General features: G+C 61.9%; 10 protein-coding genes. 3 read left to right on the forward strand and 7 right to left on the reverse strand.

Going from position 1 to position 19012, the window contains the following annotated elements:
• Positions 1–161: 161 nt before the first annotated feature.
• From NFI08_RS15905 to purM, 5 genes are all read right to left on the reverse strand, one after another.
• Complete coding sequence (locus NFI08_RS15905; protein WP_349590584.1) at positions 162–788, reverse strand: hypothetical protein; 627 nt, start codon at positions 786–788, stop codon at positions 162–164.
• A gap of 18 nt (positions 789–806) precedes the next feature.
• Positions 807–2663, reverse strand: coding sequence for a hypothetical protein (locus tag NFI08_RS15910; RefSeq protein WP_349590587.1), 1857 nt, complete (start codon positions 2661–2663; stop codon positions 807–809).
• Between the two features lie 36 nt (positions 2664–2699).
• Entirely contained in the window at positions 2700–11444 is an 8745-nt protein-coding gene (locus NFI08_RS15915; protein WP_349590590.1) for a Tc toxin subunit A-related protein, read from the reverse strand.
• A gap of 603 nt (positions 11445–12047) precedes the next feature.
• Entirely contained in the window at positions 12048–12779 is a 732-nt protein-coding gene (gene purN / locus NFI08_RS15920; protein WP_349590593.1) for a phosphoribosylglycinamide formyltransferase, read from the reverse strand.
• Complete coding sequence (gene purM / locus NFI08_RS15925) at positions 12776–13849, reverse strand: phosphoribosylformylglycinamidine cyclo-ligase (protein WP_108133088.1); 1074 nt, start codon at positions 13847–13849, stop codon at positions 12776–12778. Before purM ends, purN begins: the two co-directional genes overlap by 4 nt.
• 174 nt (positions 13850–14023) lie before the next feature.
• Between purM and NFI08_RS15930 the strand changes: the two genes are divergently transcribed.
• Both NFI08_RS15930 and hda read left to right on the forward strand, forming a co-directional pair.
• The gene (locus tag NFI08_RS15930; RefSeq protein WP_045992483.1) at positions 14024–15118 is read left to right on the forward strand and encodes an AI-2E family transporter; all 1095 of its coding nucleotides are present in this window, start codon (positions 14024–14026) and stop codon (positions 15116–15118) included.
• Entirely contained in the window at positions 15115–15816 is a 702-nt protein-coding gene (hda, locus tag NFI08_RS15935) for a DnaA regulatory inactivator Hda (protein ID WP_045992482.1), read from the forward strand. The genes NFI08_RS15930 and hda overlap by 4 nt, the downstream gene beginning before the upstream one ends.
• Positions 15817–15917: 101 nt before the next feature.
• Here the strand turns inward: hda and NFI08_RS15940 are convergent, their stop codons facing one another.
• The gene (locus NFI08_RS15940) at positions 15918–16517 is read right to left on the reverse strand and encodes a carboxypeptidase-like regulatory domain-containing protein (RefSeq protein WP_108133089.1); all 600 of its coding nucleotides are present in this window, start codon (positions 16515–16517) and stop codon (positions 15918–15920) included.
• A 271-nt stretch (positions 16518–16788) separates the two neighbouring features.
• Positions 16789–17172 carry a phasin family protein gene (locus tag NFI08_RS15945; protein WP_045992506.1) on the reverse strand — a complete coding sequence of 128 codons (384 nt, stop codon included), beginning with the start codon at positions 17170–17172 and terminating at the stop codon, positions 16789–16791.
• A 407-nt stretch (positions 17173–17579) separates the two neighbouring features.
• Between NFI08_RS15945 and NFI08_RS15950 the strand changes: the two genes are divergently transcribed.
• Complete coding sequence (locus tag NFI08_RS15950) at positions 17580–18959, forward strand: class II fumarate hydratase (RefSeq protein ID WP_108448791.1); 1380 nt, start codon at positions 17580–17582, stop codon at positions 18957–18959.
• The last annotated feature ends 53 nt before the right edge of the window (positions 18960–19012 follow it).

The following is a 19012-nucleotide window of genomic DNA, read 5'->3' on the forward strand; positions in this document are numbered from 1 at the left end:
CAGCGAAATAGCGTTCAATAATGGGGCCAGCCAGCAGTGCGCGGGGTACCCTTGGCGTTGTGCTGTTGCCTCCTGAATGACGCCCTTCAATGCTTTCCTTGCTGCTGTCTGTTGGGGGGAAAGAGGGGGACATGAGAATCTCCTTCGTGCAGCGTGAATGGCTAGGGTCGTTGCACGGTGGGGTGGGGGGGCGAGACAAGCTGCTGACCCCAGCGGTTACGGCCGGGTGTCTCGAGGGAGTGCGCCGGACATGTCTCCGAGCGCATGGCAACCTTGCGTGATAACGGACAGCCGCACAGACCGCAGACCCCGAGTTCCTGGGTTTCGCGGCCGTCGCCGGTTATCGTCTTCGGCGCCAGCCGCTGCGGGCAGGCGAGACAGGCGCTGATCCGTTGCTGTCGTTCATCTGGATCAGTGGTGGCGAACCTGGTTCTCGACCAGGCAAGCAAAGCGCCAGCGCTGTGCCTGGCCAGTTCCAGGGCGCTGAAGTGGGGTGTGTGTCGATCATCTTCTGTGCAGGTGCCGGAGCCGGTGTCGCTGGCATCCTGCGGTGGAGTCGCCAACAGGGCAGCAAGCGCCGCCGGGCTACGCCGGCTACGCAGCAGGCCGCGGGCGTAACTGTCGCTGGTCAGTGCCGCCTTCAGCACCTGGAGTGGCACAGGTCCGTCTAGCCCGAGCAATTTCCCAAGCTCAAGACAACGTTGCTCGAGACTTCCGCTTGACGCGTCGCTGTTGGTGACGGCCAGTGCGTGTCCTTGCCAGCTATCGTCGATGGGTAAGGGGGGCATGAGACCTCCTTCAGGCGTTTATTTGCGACAATCCTTCACCTCGACGCTGGTGGCGTCGGGGTCCAGGGTGGAGGCGTTGTCGGCGGTGATTTCCCCCACCGACAGCGTCAGTGCCTGCTCTGGTTTCTCGCCCTCTACGATCAGCCAGGTGGTGTCAGGGACGCTCTGATCCATCTGTACCAGCGAGATGGCGAGCTTGGACGGCGCTTTGGTGGCGGTGTCGCTCAGGCGGTAGTGCCACGGATCGGTGGCACTTTTCCGATTCAGACGCAGATTGAAGCTCACCTTGATCGCCGTGGTGCCCTCGAAGCAGGTCCAGCAGGCGCTTTCAAGCTTGAGTGCCGCCGCCACTGGGCCACCTGCACAGGCGGGCAGAGGTAGGCCCGAGATCGCCGCATCAATGGCTTCCAGGCGACAGGGAATGGATGGCGTGGAGCAGACGCCTTGGCCAACGCGATTGGCAGGATCGATCAACGCAAAAATGCCAGCGATCTGCTGGTAGCCCTTGGTCGCCCAGACCATGTAGTCGCCGTAGAACAGCTGCTGCAGGACCTGGTTGGCGCCGCTGTAGTCTGCAGGGCCGGTGCACAGCAAGCCGGAGTCGTTGCCGACATCGTGGGGCAGAAAGCGTGCGGCGCCCTGAGACATCAGCATCGCGAGCCCCTGTTTGTAGAGGCCCTCGAGTCGCAATAGTTGTCCTGACAGGTAGACGGTGTGCTGTCCATAGGCCGCAAAGGCGAACATGTTGGGGTTGAGATCTTCCCAGTTGAGATAGAAGTTCAATTGGGGGTGAAAGGCCGAGAACAGGGTGGCAAGGTAGTCGAATTCGTTGACCAGAAACGTCTCACTGAGTCCCCGGAAGGTGCCGTTGTCGGCGATGTCCCGGGCCTGTGCCTGGGTGACGTAAGGGGTGGCACCGTAGGGGACTGGTGACGTATGTGTCAGGCTTTCATCGATCGGGGTGAAGTCGAACGAGGCGATCTCACGGGCGCCATGCCCCAGCGCCGCGGACGCCGAGACAGCGCCACGCGCATCGGTTGCGTAGTCTGCACTGCCAAGCTTGGGCAGGTCGTCATGGCCGGGGGCAAACATGTCGGCAAGATCTTCACCATCCTGCATCGCCAGCACCATATGATCACCCGCCACCACACCATTGGTTTCGAGGAACCAGCCGGGCGTTTCCTTGAGGTCGAAGCGTTGGGCGGACAGCGAATGGAAGCCCGTTCGCTGTTTGCCGAGTACGCATGCCTCCACCTTGACTGGCGCTCCCTGACGGTCGACCAGATGATCGTCGGTGGTGAGGCGATCAGCGGACTTCAGGGTGCCATCGGCCATCAGCATCGGCTGATCCGGGGTGACGACAAGTTCGCCTTCCTCACCGTACTGCACAAGCACGGCGCTCTGATTGTCAGTGGGGGCCATGCCGTCAGAGAAGGTTGCCGGTCGCGACTCCCAATGAAGGCTGGGCTTGCCATCGACCAGCTTGACCCGGGTGGTGAGCAGTGGATCGTTCAGGGCAATGCTCTCGACCACTTTGTAGCTGTCGGGGCCCACCGCCACCCGGGTGCCCCAGGCAAAGCACGAGCAGCAGCAGTAGCAGTTTCGCCATTCCCAGTCCTTGTCCTGGTCTCGCTTGGCGAGGCAGGCATTCATGGTGATGGCAAGGCGCTCCTGGGTGGACGTGTTGTAGCATTCGCCCGCTTCGACGGGAAAGCTGCCGCCATGAGGCTTGCAATCCGGAATCGGCTTGCCGTCCCAGCTCTGGCACTTGCAGTACTTGGCCATGGTCGAGGTCTGGCGAAAGTTGTTGCAGTGAGGCTCGCTACACAGCGTGGTTTCGGGGGGAATGTTTTTCTGGCAGGCATCATAGGCCATGGGATTCTCCTTCACTTCTGCGGAAGTGCCTAAGGCTCACCGGAAGACGGAGGCGGTGAACCGCACGGACAGCAAGACGTTGTCGAGTGCGTCGTCGCTGATGTGACCAGAGGCATCCAGCAACTGGGAGAGTCTTGGCTCCGTTGCCATGGCCTTGAGGTCGAAGGAAAGCTGCCAGTCACCGATAGTCTCGGCCTGGGGGAGCTTGGCAAGGTCGATCTTGCCGGCGTTGCCTGTGGTGGTGACGGGTTGTGGCGGCCGAGAGGCGATGGTGAGTTCAACGAACTGGGCGGATACCGGAAGCTGGATGTCATCGCCGGTGGCCAGGTAGAGCAGCACCTCGTCCACGACAAGGTCGCTGGCGTGTGGTGGAAATAGCGCCCGGCCCAGCGGAAATACCAGCGTCTGTCGCTGGGTCGAGCTGGTGTCGGCGATGAAGGCCGCCCACTGATCCGCGAAGCCGACGACCATGTTGAGCATCAAGGCTGCGACGTAGCGTTGGCCGGAAAGGGCCTTTTCTACCTTTTTTCGATAGTTGGCACCGGCGTCGAGGGCGGTGTAGCGCAGGGTCAGCGTAAGATCCTCGATGGTCGAAAAGTCGAATTGATTGGTCGTTGCTGGCAGGCGGTACTGCCAGCGAGAGACTGCCCCGGTACCTTCGAAGCGCTGTAGTTTCTCGCCGTCGCCGAAATACTCGATGAAGGCGCCGTCGGCCTTGGCGCGACGACTCAAGGAAGTGGTCTGATTGGCCCGCCAGTCCTGCCAGATGGCATCACCGGGATCGCCGCTGCCATCGAGCATGTAGTTCAGGCCCGCTTCGGTCGGCAAGCGCAGGATCTTGTTGCTGGTCTGGGTGATGACCGCATGGATCTCTTCGAACGCGTAGTCGTCATATGGCGGCAGACTCAGCTCGAGGGTCTTGATCCGGCGGCAGTAGTGGCCCGGGAAATCAAAGTCGAACAGTGCCTCGCTCAGCGCGAAATCGGCGACTCCTTCGGTTCTCAGTCGAATTAGCTGCTCGGGGTCAAGCTGGGACAGCTTCACTTGTTTGACGATTTCCTGACGCAGGATGTCCTTCTGGGAGTAGGCGAACTCCATGCGATCCAATACCAGATTGAGGCTTTCCGCTGCCATCAGGCCGCGATGGGCGGCGTCCCAGGGGTCGCTAGAGAGGAAGTTGTCGGTACTGGCCAGGTTCCATTGCAGCGAGCTTTGCGCGGCCGCCACTGCGTCAAGTGCCAACTGATAGGTCTGGTAGTACAACGCCGATGCTCGGCTGACCCGCCAGGCATAGTAGTCCGGGTTGTCGAACTTGGTGTTGAAGAAAGCCAGCTGGGCGTTGGCGTTGTCCAGTGCGGTGCGATGGGCGTCGAGATCTGACCTCGCAGCATTCAGTTCCTCCTCGGCAGACACGATTTGAGCGGCGATCTGCTCAAGTTCGTTGGTGGCCTCCGTCGCCAACTGCTCCCAGTCGGCGCTCTGGCGTTGAAAATGGCCGATGGTGTCGCTTAGCTCGCGAACTGCATCGAGGACCTCTGCGGCCTGTCGTAGCGTGCCCGAGGTACGGTGCAGGCCAAGCTCCAACTGTTGACCGCCATAGGTCATGGCAAAAGGAGAGCCTGCCTGGGGGGCTATGGCTGCGATGGCCGCGCCCGTCTCGAAGCCGATGGCGGCAAAGCTGGCGACGCGGGAACCAAGGCCAGCGGTGATCGATAGACGCTCGGCGCTATTCATGCCATTTTCCACCAGATCGGCGTAGTACTGGCGGCGCTGTTTGGTGGCCTTGCGGCTGGCCTTGAGCGAGTCGAGAGAGGCCTGGGCACCTTCGATACGCCACTCGTAGGAGGCCAGTTGTGCCTGATCCAGGCGCTGCTCATGGCTGGTCTGCAGTATCTGGAAGCTTTCATTGTTCTGCATCACCAGAGCCTGTTCCAGGTCGGATCCCAGCAGCTGCAGATCGCCAACCACTGCCCTGGCGTTGCCGACCAGCGTATTGAAGCGAAACACCTGGGGTGTCGGTGGAGTCGCAGTCAGAGGTGCAAAGCCACCGCTGGTCCCCGAGGCTGCAGCGGCACGAACCAGCGCCATGGGGTCGATGGGAGGCGCAAATAGCGGTAGCAGCAGGGGATTGCCGTCCAGATCAAGGCTCTGACGAATCTTGTAGAGGCGATCGTCGACGGTGTCGTAACGGCTAAGCAACAATTCGTTGTGGGGCACGCAGAAAAGCACGTCGACCTCGTTGAATGCCCCGCCCCCGAACAGGGGGGGCGATGTCGGCTGACCGCGCACCGCCAGCAGGTTTTCCATGTCGATCAGGAATTGTGGGATGGCATCAGGGTCATCGCCATAGCGCTCAAGAATCTGCTGAAAGGTGACAGGCAGTTGGGTCGAGCAGGGGCCGACGGCTTGTGGCCTTTCTCCGAGCAGATCACTGGCCATCACATAGAGCAGATAGGCGGCATTGAGCGATTCGCGGGTCTTGCGCTGGAAGTAGCTGTCGCCCCAGGCGATCAGTACATCGATCGTGTTCAGAAAGGTGGCCTTCTCGAAGGCTCCGATGCGCAGGCTGGCAATGGCGTAGGGGTCAAAGGGATCACGGTTGTAGACGGCAATCTGCTCGGGACTGCTCAGGATTGCCAGCAGCGATGACAGGGTGTGATGGCGAAACGGCTGAAAGCGCCAGAACTGTCCGCTGATGCCCGTTGTCTGGTGATTGAACAGAACGTTGCGCACTTCATCGATCATGCGTGCGTGTACCACCGGATCCTTGACGTCGGGGAACAGGAAGTCGAGAGGGGTGGCCGGGGAGTAGTCGCGCGCGACCTGGTCATCGGTGCTGATCAAGTGGTGAGCCTTCAGCGCAGCGAATGCACCGCTGGCCTGTGCCTGATGGATATCGGGGGTGACGAAATCGTCAGGTGAGAGGCAGGTGACAGGCTCGGTCGGATTGAAGATGTACTGCAGCCAGGTCAGTGCCTGGGAGAAGTCGCCAGCCTGGACCAGGGCATCGGCGATCAGCCGTGGTGTGAAAAAGAACAGTTCCCAGAAGTAGATACCGTAGACACCGCTGAAATCCACCTGGGCGGCGTCTTGCTGGGTGGGTGCCACGATGCGTTGCCCAGGAGCGTAGCGGGAAAAAGGCCGTTGAGGCACTACCGGCGCCTGCTGCTGTTTCAGGTCGAGTAGAGCGTCGATGCCACCGGCTTCGAGTGCCGTGGTGAGGCGCGGCACGGCGCCGGTTGTCAGTCGCCGTGCACGGAAGTAGAGGTCGTGGAGATGGCGACGCCAGGTAGTGTCGAAGTACCGGTCCAGCACGCGGGTCACGTCTTCGGTCAACACCGCTGCCTTGGTGGCAGGTAGGTCGGGGAACAGTCCGGAAAGGTCACTGTTCGGGCCGTAGTGCGCAGAGACAAGCCCCTGATCCCCGATGATCTGACGTGCCGTCAGCACATCGAAGACGTGTTTCGATTGTGCCGCACTCAGGCCTGCGGGGATAAAACTCTTTTCGTCAAGGATCACCGTGTCGTCCTGGGCGTAGTACGAAACTGCGGTCATGGTCGGGAGATTTACCATGACGACGCGCACCTGGGCGGACTTGATTCTGCGACTCTCAGGCGGGTCGTCTGGAAACAGAAACGACAGGTCTTCGTTGCTCGAAAACGGCCGGATCAGACGTCCGCTGGTATCGATGATCTGATGCTCGACCAGCAGATCGAAGGTCACGCTGGACTCTGCGGTGCTGATATCTGCGCTGATGAAAGACTCCCTGATCACCGACTGTAGCGTCGGCAGCCTCACTACGCGTGCCTGCTCGTTGAGGCCGACAGGGAGTGACGACTCGGGGGTGATCAGAAAGCTTTCGGTCCCCAGATTGGCGATGAATGCGGAGGGTTGGTTCTTGACCACGTAGGTCGTGCATGGAAGGTTGGCGACCTCCCCGAACACCAGGGGATCACCCATGGCGAGGTAGAGAATCTGGTGCAGGGCAAATTCGATGGAAAGGTGGTGTGGCGCACCGTTCAGTATCTCGGTCAGGCTGGACGCCGAGCTGAAGGTAGTGATCACCAGATCGTCAGTGGTCAGGACCCCCCCGGCCTTCAAGTCGATCAGTGCCTGTTGTGCTGCGGCCTGATCGATGGCGGTCATGACAAAGGTGTCCTCTTGAACCTCGCTGCCTTCGATGCTGGCGATCAGCAAGCGTTGTTTGGTCCAGTCACGAATGATGGTGTCGTCGCGGCTTTTGGAACCACCGAGTAGAAAGGAAAAGTCGGTGTTGTCGGAGAATCCCGGTTCGACTCGATAGTGGCCCTTGTCCGACTGCGTCAACAAGCCTTGCCCCACCAGGTCGAGAATGATCTGACCGGCAGCGTTGTCATCGACACCGGCAAAGACCAGCGAACTTGCATCGACCCGCTGTCGCGACCGTGCCGTCTCCACGTTATTATTCCAGTCGCCGTAGTAGTTGGTGCGAAAGACGTTGTAGGTCGGCTGAAGGTAGAGGCGATTGACCGAGTAGTCATAGAGCGGGGCGATGGTGGGAGGTACCCCGAGCGACGAGTTGTCGGTAAAATTGAGAAACTCCGTGCGGTCATACAGGTAGTCGCGCTGCAGCTCACGATTGAGCACCAGGGTGGGGCGCAGGCCGATGACGCCGCGTATGCCGGATGCGATGGCCTGGTTGACGATGCGGGCGCGACGAAATATCTGGATGTCGAAGTGGGCGACGGCGGGATCTTGCTGGTCGTCGGGTGTCGGCACTCGGGAGGTGTCGATTACGCTACCGTTCGAGCTGTTGTCGAGAAAGGGGCCGTACAATACGGCGATCTTCTCGTCGATTCTCAGCTGGTTGTCGGGACCAATCGGCGCCGTGCGCGAAAATACCTGCACATTGCACTTCTGCCAGAACAGGCTCTCCATGTTGAAGATGTCGTATCCCGATTGGGTCGACAGCCTGGTTTGATGAGGGGCCGCATAGATCACCTCTTCCTGGCTCAAGGTCTGGTCTGTCGACCAGGTCGCGTTGCTGTCCATGAAGCTGAAGCGGATGGCAGCCTTGTAGACGGCGCTATTATGCGAGCGGGTGTCGCCCTTGTCGGTCTTGATCGCGGTATTGGAGACCTGGCTTGTTTCGACCCAGAACACGAACAGCCGTCCGAAGGCGAACACCGGCGTTGCATGTGCGGATTTGATGGTGACGTCAATGCGTGACCAGGGAGTCCAGTTGGCGCCATCCTCCTGCTTGGTCCAGTGGTACTCGTAGGGCTCCGTGGCGGTTCGGGCGAACTGAAACAGGGTATCGATGCTGCCACGGCGACCGTCGACCACCGTTGTGCGAAAGGCGTCGATAAACTGCAGCGATGCCAGTCGGTCGAGACCCTGAATGTAGTCACGGTAGGCCGCTGTCACTCGCTCGGCGGTGATGTCGACCTGGGTCAGGTCAGACTCCAGAGTCTTGAACAGGGAGCTGCTGGAGGAGCGCAGGGTCGGTACCAGGTAGTTTTCCGGGTACAGGAATACCTTTCGATTGGCTTCCCAGAGGCGATAGTTGTCGAGCCACTGCCACCAGTTGTCGGGAATCGCAAGTCGCTTGATCCCTGGCTCGAGATTGGCGCGTGCCCGATGCAGGTACATCTGTACCGCGCCGGTGGCTTCGACCACCAGCGACGTCTGGCGCTCCCCGCCCATCTGCACGTCGAGCAGCAGATAGCTCGAGAGCTGATCTTCGCGGGTGATCTCAGGGTGGCTGAGCTGATAGCACCACAGTAGCGCCGGAAGCAGCGCATTACGTTGAGCATCGAGCCGCGCGGCATTAAGTGCCAGCCGGCGTTCAGGCCAGGCATCGCCCAGCATTGCCGACGCCGCACCCTCGCAGGTAGCGGCAAGCGCCGCCCAGTCGTTCCAGCAAGACGTCTTGTTGCGGTTTAGGCCGTCGTCGGCGTCTACTGCCCATTGCTGACTGGCAAGAAAGAGACGATAGGCGGCGGCATCGAAGCCGCCCTTGGCCAGCAGTACGAAGATCTTTGCCAGCCGGGCGAGCCCCCGGGTGTCGGCGTAGAGCGCTGGGGTGGTGCCCAGGGCCGTGACAAGGCCGCACAAATCGGTCCGCGACCAGCCAGTCAGGCGGCACAGCGTGGCGGCCTTCTCGCCGGTACCGCAATCAGCGTCCTGCGGCATGGCCAGCATGGCCAGATAGGCCTTGTCGGTGAGTCCAAGGCGCTCTCTTGTGTCGACATAGCGGTACATCGCCTGGAGGGTATTTAGGCTAAAGAGGCGGTCGAGGTTCACCCCGAAGGCGCTGGAATGGGAGGTCAGCGACTCGATCACCGTGTCGTCGATGGCTAGGGTCTGACATGCCATGTTCATGCTCACCAGGCACTTCAAGGTGGTGCTGGTCCGTGCCCAGCGATCATCCTTCTCGCCGCTTGGTGTCAGCAGGCTGACGATCCAGCCGTCGACATTGGGCTGTGCCGATATCAGATTCCCCATGGCCTCCATTCGGGTGGCAGAACTATCCAGGGGACCGGCGATTCCTCCGTTCAACACCTCAGCCTGAGCGGCGTTGGCAGTATTGAGGATAACCACCAGTCGTTCGATTTCGGCCTCGCCAAGTGACAGCGGAGCGTTCCGTAGCGGCTGGAGCATTGCGGTATCGACCTTATCTTCAACCAATGCCAGGGGGGAGCCTGGGGCGCCTGGCACGAACTGATGATAGGCGTTGCTGACGTCACGGACGGGCGAAGGGGCCAGAGCAAAGAGGGCTGCGTAGATGGCCAGCGCTGTCTGATCGTCGATGCTGTCACCGGTTAGCTGGGTGGGGGCAAGCAGGGTCGTGCTGGCCTGACTCCAGAGGCCTTGCATGTCGGTGTAAGCCGGAATGCCATCGTGCCCAGCGGAGGGATCAACAAAGCGTCGAATCTGCTCGCTGTCCAGGCCGGATTGGCGCTGCCAGTTGGCGAACATCAGGAGCAGGGTAACGTCTTCGGGCGGCAGTGGCCCTTTCAGGTCGACCTGTATCCAGCCAGCCGCCTGGCCCAGTTCGACCAGCTCAAGACGGCAGGCGCGCGCCAGCCAGGCAACTCGATAGAGCGTCGACAGGTTGGCAACACTCAAGGCCACCGTTGGCTGTTCGGGAAACACCAGCTCGGCCAGGGAGGCGAGTTCATCGCCGGATAGCCCGAGTGCTGAACGTAGGCGAGAGACATTGAAGCCGCTACTGCTGGTGGTTGACTGCTTGACCTGCCAGTCGATGACAGCGTCGGTGTAGAGTGGATTGGTCGGGTCCAAGGGGTGATAGAGGTCGCCGTCTCCCCGAGTCGAGGGACGATTCCAGACATCGTCGAATACGCACGCAGTGGTGTCCGCATCGGCCTGTCCACTGGTGGGCATGGTGGACCACAGGCTCGAGCAGCGGGCCCAGCTGGAGACCAGCGACTTGACCACTGAGCTGGCGGCGGCAAGGCGCTGCAGGGCGTTCGCATCCAGGTTGGCAATCGCCAGGCCGCGCAGAGCATGGCCGAGTTCGCCGACGTCGATGCCACTCCACTGACTCAGTCGAATGAAGCGATTGGTGGCATCCAGTGTCTTGGGAGTGAGGTGCTCGAGCGTGTCGGGGGCGTCATCGGAGCCTGGCACGATCTGTACGGAGTCGCCACTGGGCAGACTCAGGTTGAACCACAGCGCGTGCGCAAGGCCGGCGTTCAGCTCGTCAGCGTTCAAGCCTTGTTGTGTCAGTTCCGTGATCTGTTGGCGCGACAGTCCGGATTGGCGCGAAAACACGCTCAGCCTGGTGAGTGAGTCGAGTGGCGCCTGGCGCAAGCCCCAGGCCGTCGTGAGAGAAGTCTCGCTAAGTGGGGTGGTCACGAATGCTGCCTGCTCGATCGACAGGTGCAGGTATTCCCGAGCCAGGGCATCTGGGCTCGCTGTCGCATATCCGCTGGCGCTGGCGTACAGCGCTGCGACACTAAGATCGAGTGCTCCGAGGGTGTCGCGAACCCGCTGCAGGCGACTGTTGAGGGGGGCCGTAAAGGGGTAGACCGCTGTGGCCAGGTAATGATCGACGCTCTCGACCGCAAGTTCATCGGCAAGTCGCTGATCCAGTGTCGCGACGACGATGGAAAGGTAGGGCACCATCTCGTTGGTGGTGGCACAGGACAGTGGCAGGTTGAACAGATCTGGGCGGCGCTGGTGCAGACGGTAGCCCTTGGGGATGGTGGTATCGTTGAGGCGGGAGACGTAGCGATCGGTGATTCGCATCAGGTCAACATAGTAGGCCGCCGGCCCGAAGATCGAAGCGCAGGCTTCGCACTGGCAGAAGTTCTGGTTGCCGAACATCTCCTGGTAACTTGGCAGCGCTTGGATATCGCCCAGAATCGTCGAGTCTACGGTGCACGCGCGCGATGCCTCGAAGCCCCCGCCGGTTCGTATCGCCTGCAGGTTGGCCCACAGATGACTGACCCTGTGCTTGATGTCCAGCGCACGGGCGTGAAGATCGACCGCTTGTTGCTGGCCTATCTCGGGGGCGAGCAGGTCGACCAGGGTTTCCTCTGGCAGGGCGGCGATCCGGTGGGCACTGTCGAGCCCCCGCTGCTTCAGGCAGTAGGCCAGGTGGTGGCTGTCCGTCAGCCTCGAGAGCCGCTGATACCCCTTGAGGTGAGGGATCACATCGGCATCCATGCAAGCACCCTGAGGATCGACCTGGTGAGCGATGAAGTCGAATGTCGTCAGGTCGACGTCGGGGTGTGCTTCAAGAAACGGGGAAACCTGAGGGTCGGCAACCTTCATGGCTTGCTGCTCCCGCTGAGTCATCGGTGGTATCGACAGGAGGGCGTTACCCACATCACTTTAGTGCTGGAATTGGCATAATTCCGCTTCGCAAGTTTTTGGCTGAAACTTTGCTCAGGTAGGCTGTTCTAACAACTTTCTCGGTTTAGAAGTGGCGTGGAATGGCGCGGTCATTCGCGATACTGGCGTAAGCTTCGTCTCGGGTTCTCCTGATCAAAATGAGGACACCCTGTGTGATAACCAGCGAAAACGGACGACGGTGGGAGTCGGAGTCAGCAAGAGATAGCCACGAAGCGGGCAGGAAGGCTTACGGTTTCTTCTTTCAATACAGCGGGATGTACTCCCCAGGAAGGATTTGCCATTGAGCGGCTGGCGCCGGTATGGCGGAAGAAAGACTCGACAGAGCCTGGGTGGCTTAAACCAGGAGGGAGCGACTGTCGCTCTGGGTGTGGCAGTGAAGATCGTCCCCTTCTCGGTGTCGAAAAGGGGACGAAAATATTCGAAGATATATCGAATGACGCCATTATGATTCGCGCATTTCTTACGCAAGGAAGCGCGAATTTAATACGTGCTGATCAGTAATATCCTATTCACGCGACAAGACTAGTCGTCCTCGTCGAGTTCCTCGGCGGCGTCCTCGTGGGACAGTCGCATGCCGCCCGGCGGCAGCGGCTGGCCGTCGATGGTCGCGATGTCGCCCTGCAGGCGCAGACGCCCCTCGAGGAACCAGCGTACCGCGATCGGGAAGATCAGGTGCTCACGACTCAGCACTCGCTCCTTGAGGGTCTCTTCGGTGTCATCCTTGTTAACCTTGACCACGGCCTGGATCGCCACCGGCCCGCCATCGAGTTCCTCGGTGACGAAGTGTACGCTGCAGCCGTGCTCGTCGATGCCGTCGGCCAGCGCCCTGGCGTGGGTGTGCAGGCCCTGATAGGCCGGCAACAGCGACGGATGGATGTTGATCATCCGCCCCATGAAGCGCTGGACGAAACGTGGCGTCAGGATACGCATGAAGCCGGCCAGCACCACCAGGTCAGGCTCGTGGCGCTCGATCACCTTGATCAGGGCGCCGTCGAAGGCATCGCGGCTGTCGTACTCGCGGTGGGGCAGGGCCACCGCGTTGATGCCGGCATCACGCGCCCGCTTCAGACCGTAGGCGTCGGCGACATTGGACACCACGGCCACGATCTCGCCACCCAGTTCGTCGTGGCTCTGGGCGTCGATCAGGGCCTGCAGGTTGGTGCCACCCCCCGAGATCAGCACTACCACCCGTGGCTGGGTGGCCTCTTCCGGGGTGAAGCCGTTGAGCTCGCCCTCGTTCACGCCCTCGCTCATGACGCTGGCATCTCCAGTTGCACCTGCTCCTCGTCGCCCTGGCGCGCGGCGATGTGGCCAATGCGATGGACGCCTTCGCCCTGGGCCTGCAGGTGAGCGCGGATCTGGTCGGCCTGATCTTCAGGTACCACCAGCACCATGCCGATGCCGCAGTTGAGCACGCGGTGCATCTCATGTTCGTCCACGTTGCCCTGCTGCTTGAGCCAGTCGAACACCGCAGGGCGCTGCCACAGGCTGGTATCGACGTGGGCGGTGAGGTCCTCGGGCAGCACCCGGGGCAGGTTCTCGAGCAGGCCACCGCCGGTGATGTGGGACAGGGCGTGGACCTGATAGTCGTCGTGGCGCAGCAGTTCCAGCAGCGGCTTGACGTAGATGCGTGTCGGCGCCATCAGGGCGTCACCCAGTGACTGGCCGTCGATGTCGGTGGACAGGTCGGCGTCAGCCACTTCGAGGATCTTGCGGATCAGGGAGTAGCCATTGGAGTGAGGGCCGGATGAGCTCAGGCCCAGCAGTACGTCACCGGCGGCGACCTTGGTGCCGTCGAGGATCTCGTCCTTCTCCACCACGCCGACACAGAAGCCGGCCAGATCGTAGTCGCTGCCTTCGTACATGCCGGGCATCTCGGCGGTTTCGCCACCGACCAGAGCACAGCCGGCACGTTCGCAGCCTTCGCCGATGCCGCTGACCACGTCGGCGGCGATATCGACGTCCAGCTTGCCGGTGGCATAGTAGTCGAGGAACAGCAGCGGCTCGGCGCCGGCGACCACCAGGTCGTTGACACACATCGCAACCAGATCGATGCCGATGGTGTCATGGCGGCCCAGGTCCATGGCCAGGCGCAGCTTGGTGCCGACCCCGTCGGTGCCGGAGACCAGCACCGGCTCACGGTAGCCGCTGGGCAGCTGGCACAGCGCGCCGAAGCCTCCCAGCCCGCCCATTACCTCGGGGCGGGTGGTGCGTTTGGCGACGCCCTTGATGCGATCGACCAGGGCGTTGCCGGCGTCGATATCGACACCGGCGTCCTTGTAGCTGAGCGAAGCCCTTTCGGGGGAGGAGGAGGAGTCGGTCATGACAGATCCTGTGGAGTCGGTCGACCCGCGGGCGTGGTGCGCACCAGCGGACGAACGTGAGACAATGGGCACGTTGGGGGCGGAGATTGTAGCACTGTGCTTCGGCCATCGCAGCCATGGCACACTATCGGTCGGGCATCACAGGGAATGGTGGTTTCTTTCGGGGAAAAGCGAATGAGCAAGCAGTGGTGGATCGTCGCCGCGGTGGCGGCTGTTGTGCTGTGGTTCTTCGTCAGCATCGAACCGGTGTTGGCGCCCTTCTTCGTCAGCATGGTGCTGGCGTACCTGGGTGACCCTATCGCCGATCGCCTGGAGGAGCGCGGGCTGTCGCGTCAATGGGCGGTCTGCGTCGTGTTTGTGCTGTTGACGCTGCTGGTAGGGCTGACGCTGCTGCTGCTGGTGCCGCTGCTGGGACAGCAGATCGGGCAGCTGGTGGAAGCGCTGCCGGCAGTACTGAGCTGGATTCAGAGCACGGTGTTGCCGGAGCTGCAGTCGTTGACCGGGCTCGATCTCAGCACCGACTTCGATGCACTGCGCAAGGCAGTACTGGAAAACTGGAAAGAAACCGGTACCGTCGCCGCCAGCGTACTGGCCCAGGTGTCGCGGTCGGGTATGGCGCTGGTCGGCTGGCTGGCCAATCTGGCGTTGATTCCGGTGGTGACCTTCTACCTGCTGCTGGACTGGGACGTGCTGGTGGGCAAGGTCAGGCGTCTGCTGCCGCGTCAGTGGGAGCCGACGGCCGTTCGGCTGGCCAAGGAGTGCGACGAGGTGCTGGCGGCCTTCCTGCGTGGCCAGTTGATCGTGATGCTGTGTCTCGGCGTCATCTATGCCATCGGACTGACGCTGCTGGGTGTTCGCTTTGGCCTGCTGATCGGGCTGCTCTCAGGGCTTGCCAGCATCGTGCCCTATCTGGGCGTGATCGTGGGGATCTCGGTGGCCGGTGTGGTGGCCTTCTTCCAGTTCGGCGACTGGCTGGTACTGCTGGGCGTGGGGCTGGTGTTCGGCTTCGGGCAACTGGTGGAAAGCACCCTGCTGCAGCCGAAGCTGCTGGGGGACAAGATTGGCCTGCATCCTGTCGCGGTCATCTTTGCGGTGCTGGCCGGCGGCCAGCTGTTCGGCTTCACCGGTGTGCTGCTGGCGCTGCCGGTGGCGGCCATGGTGATGGTCATCTTGCGCTACCTGCATGATACGTATAAGAATTCGTCGCTCTATGACGCGGAGCATGAATCCGACAAGGAGCCCTCCGCCGCCAACGAGGAGTCCTCATGAGTCGAGCCCCCGCGCAGTTGCCTCTGGGCGTCGGACTGCGCGACGACGCGACCTTCGACAACTACCATCCGGGTGCCAACGCCACCCTGGTGGAGTGCCTGAGTCATCAGTTCGATGACAACGGCGAGCCCTTTCTGTACCTGTGGGGGGGCGACGGCGTCGGTCGTAGCCACCTGTTGCAGGCGGCCTGCCACCAGGCCTCCGCGCGGGACCTGCGAACCCTCTATCTGCCACTGGAGGAGCTGGGCCACTTCCCGCCGTTGATGCTCGAGGATGTGGAGCGTCTCGACCTGGTGGCCATCGATGATCTGGATCGAGTGGTGGGGCGCAAGCGCTGGGAGGAGGCGCTGTTCCATGCCTTCAACCGGCTGCGAGACAGCGGCAAGCGATTGTTGATCGCCGCGGATCGCCCGCCCCGGCAACTCGATATCAAGTTGGCGGATCTGGCGTCGCGGCTGACCTGGGGCATGACCTTCCACCTCAGGCAGCTGTCCGACGAGGACCGCATGCAAGCGTTGAAGCTGCGTGCCCACCTGCGTGGCATGGAGTTGCCCGACGAGGTGGCGCGCTACATCCTGCATCGTGGTGCACGCGAGCTCAGTGAGCTGTTTCGCTCGCTCGAGGTGCTGGACAACGCCTCGCTGTCGGCGCAGCGCAAGTTGACCATCCCCTTCGTCAAGAAGGCACTGGACTGGTAGCGGTCTGGGCATCTCCAGGAAAGCTCTCCAGGAAAGCAAGACGGCGACCCGCAATGGGTCGCCGTCCTGTTGTCAGGGCCAGGTCGAATCGGTACGCGGTATCAGCGGCTGAGCTGAATCTCGCTGTGGCCACCATTTCTTAGCGTGACTTCCTTGATCACGATCTGGCGGCTGCCACTGGCCGGATCGACCACCGTGCCCGAAACGTAGAAGTCGCCGGGGGGCAGGTCGCGTAGCTGAAAGTAGCCGTTGGTGTCGGTGCGGGTGGTGTGGGTGTATTCGCGGGCCCGTGGGTCGGCGCGTTCCACCGCCCGGCCGGCCAGCGCCTGGGCCGCCGCCTCGGCGGAGTACTTGGTGATCGGTGCGACCGATACCGTCTCGCCACCGCCGATGACCGGGCCTGCGGGGGTGTTCAGGGTGAGTCTGCCGGACAGCACGGCGCTGCCGCTCTTCGGCAGCTGGGCGTAGACGTCGGCGGGGAAGGGGATCTCCCTGGGGACCCTGGCTTGATCGGCGGTGGGCTGGTCGTCTCTCGGGCCCGGCTGTTCGATCGGGGTGTCGGGTTCGCCGATATCGATGACCTCCGGGGCGCGGGACGTGCCGGTGGTGCTGACGCTCTGACAGCCGGTGATCAGCAAGGCGAGGATGGCGATTACCGCCAGGCGGAATCGGCGTGACAACAGCGGGTAGGGTGCCTTCATGGCGCGGTCTCCTTGCAACGAATGTCGTTGGGCCCTGTGTGCTGTCAGCTTATGGAATCGGCGTCGGAATTGCCACGCGTGGCGTGTGCGTGGCCGGACAGGCGTCTGCCCGAGCCAGTCATGATGACTTGGCGTTGGCGCTAGCCTTGGTGGCGGTGTCACAAGGCAGCGCCTTGATTGACGCTGGCTGCAGACGCAAAACGGCCCCCGATTGAAATCGGGGGCCGCTTGGTGAACGACCTGAGTCGTTCAGGCGTCTGCCGTAGCCAGATTACTTGGCGTTGGCGGTAGCCTTGGTGGCGGTGTCGGTGGCCTGCTTGACGTTCTCTTCGGCCAGCTTCTGGCTCTTGGAGACGAAGTCCTGCTGCAGGGCCACGACCTTCTCGGCGTCGCCTTTCAGGCGCTCGGTCAGGTCCTTGGCGACCTTCTGCTGGCCTTCCATGTAGGAGCGCAGACCTTCGACGTCCTTGACGGAAGTGAAGGCGCGAGCCTGGGCCAGACCGGTCTCGGTGTAGGCCTTGGCGGCTTCCAGCTGGGCGCTGGTCAGCTTCTCGGCGAAGTCGACGGTCAGGCTTGCGTAAGCGCGGGCCGGGCCGAAGAACAGGTTTTCGACTTGCTCGTTGTTGAACAGTGCTTTGGTATCGATAGTGCGCATCATGTGAACCTCCTGGGGTTTCGAACTACTTGTCGGCGATGACCGTGGGACCATTCCCAGTGGTCGATGCCGTTGCGTCGTCTGTTGCAGTGCACAATAGCAGAGGGTTTTGTGCATCGCAACATGGATTGGGTCGAGAATCGGGGGAAAAGGGGTTTGGATCCAAAGAATGCTTGAAACAGCGAAAAAACGACGAAAAGTCCGTTATCTAGCCTTCTTCGCCCTTTGATGGGATACCGGCGTGCAAGTTCACCGTGCCCCTGGATCGCCTTCAGCCTAGTGTGGAGACATGACAGCGATGTGATCCCTGCAAGCCTTGCAAGCAGGAAGTCTCGCCACCATGGTATTCAAGAGAAAACGAAGGACCGTACCTTTAACCCTTTGCCTTTGACGATCAGGAGTGATCCATGACGCAGACCCGTATCGAACGCGACAGCATGGGGGAGCTCGAGGTTCCCGCCAATGCGCTCTATGGCGCCCAGACGCAGCGTGCGGTCAACAACTTCCCGGTGTCGGGCCAGCAGATGCCGTCAGCCTTTATCCACGCCATTGCTCGCATCAAGCGAGCGGCGGCGGTGGTCAACGGCGACCTGGGATTGCTGGACGACGATCGTCGTCGTGCCATCGTCGAGGCGGCAGACGCGATCATCGCGGGTCAGCACGATGATCAGTTCCCCATCGATGTGTTTCAGACCGGGTCCGGCACCTCGAGCAACATGAACGTCAACGAGGTGATCGCCCACCTGGCGAGCTCCGATGACTTGAGCGTCGGACCCAACGACCACGTCAACATGGGGCAGTCGAGCAACGATGTCATTCCCACCGCCCTGCACCTGTCGGCGGCGCTGGAAGTTACCGGTACGCTACGCCCGGCGCTCGAGCACCTCAGAGGTGTCATCGACGCCAGGGCAGAAGAGCTGGACGAGGTGGTCAAGACCGGACGCACTCACCTGATGGATGCCATGCCACTGCGTCTTGGTCAGGAACTCGGTGGCTGGTCGAGCCAGGTGGGGCAGGCCATCGAGCGTCTCGACAGCGCCATGGTGCGGCTGTGTCGGCTGGCCCAAGGGGGGACTGCGGTCGGCACCGGTATCAATGCCCATCCGGAGTTTGCCGAGCGCATGGCCGCCGAGCTCTCCGCCCGCACCGGGCTCGCTCTGACGCCCAATGACAGCTTCTTTGCCAGCCTTGGCTCCCAGGACGCAGCGGTGGAACTGTCGGGTCAGCTCAAGGGTCTGGCGTGTGTGGTGATGAAGATCGCCAATGATCTGCGCTGGATGAACTCCGGCCCGCTGGCGGGGCTTGGCGAGATCGAGCTTGAAGCCTTGCAGCCGGGCAGTTCGATCATGCCGGGCAAGGTCAATCCGGTGATACCCGAATCCGCCGCCCAGGCCGCCGCTCAGGTGATCGGTCTGGACACCGCCGTGACCGTCGCCGGACAGAGCGGCAACTTCCAGCTCAACGTGATGCTGCCACTGGTGGCAAGCAACCTGCTGACGTCGATCACCCTGATGAGCCAGACATCGCGGCTGCTGGCGGACAAGGCGATCGCGACCTTCAAGGTGCGCGAGGACAACCTGAGTGAGCCACTGGCGCGCAATCCCATCCTGGTGACGGCATTGAACTCGGTGATCGGCTATAACGCCGCGGCGGCCATCGCCAAGAAGGCCTACCAGGCCGGCCGGCCGATCATCGACGTGGCCGAGGAGGAGACCGACCTCGGACGCGATGAGCTCGAACGCCTGCTGGATCCCGCCTCCCTGACCCGTGGCGGTATTCCCGAATAGAGGTGGCGAGGGCGCGGCCGACATGGCGCCTCTTGGAATAACGCCCCTTGAAG

Source organism: Halomonas sp. EF61 (genome assembly GCF_040147045.1).
GTDB lineage: Bacteria > Pseudomonadota > Gammaproteobacteria > Pseudomonadales > Halomonadaceae > Halomonas > Halomonas litopenaei.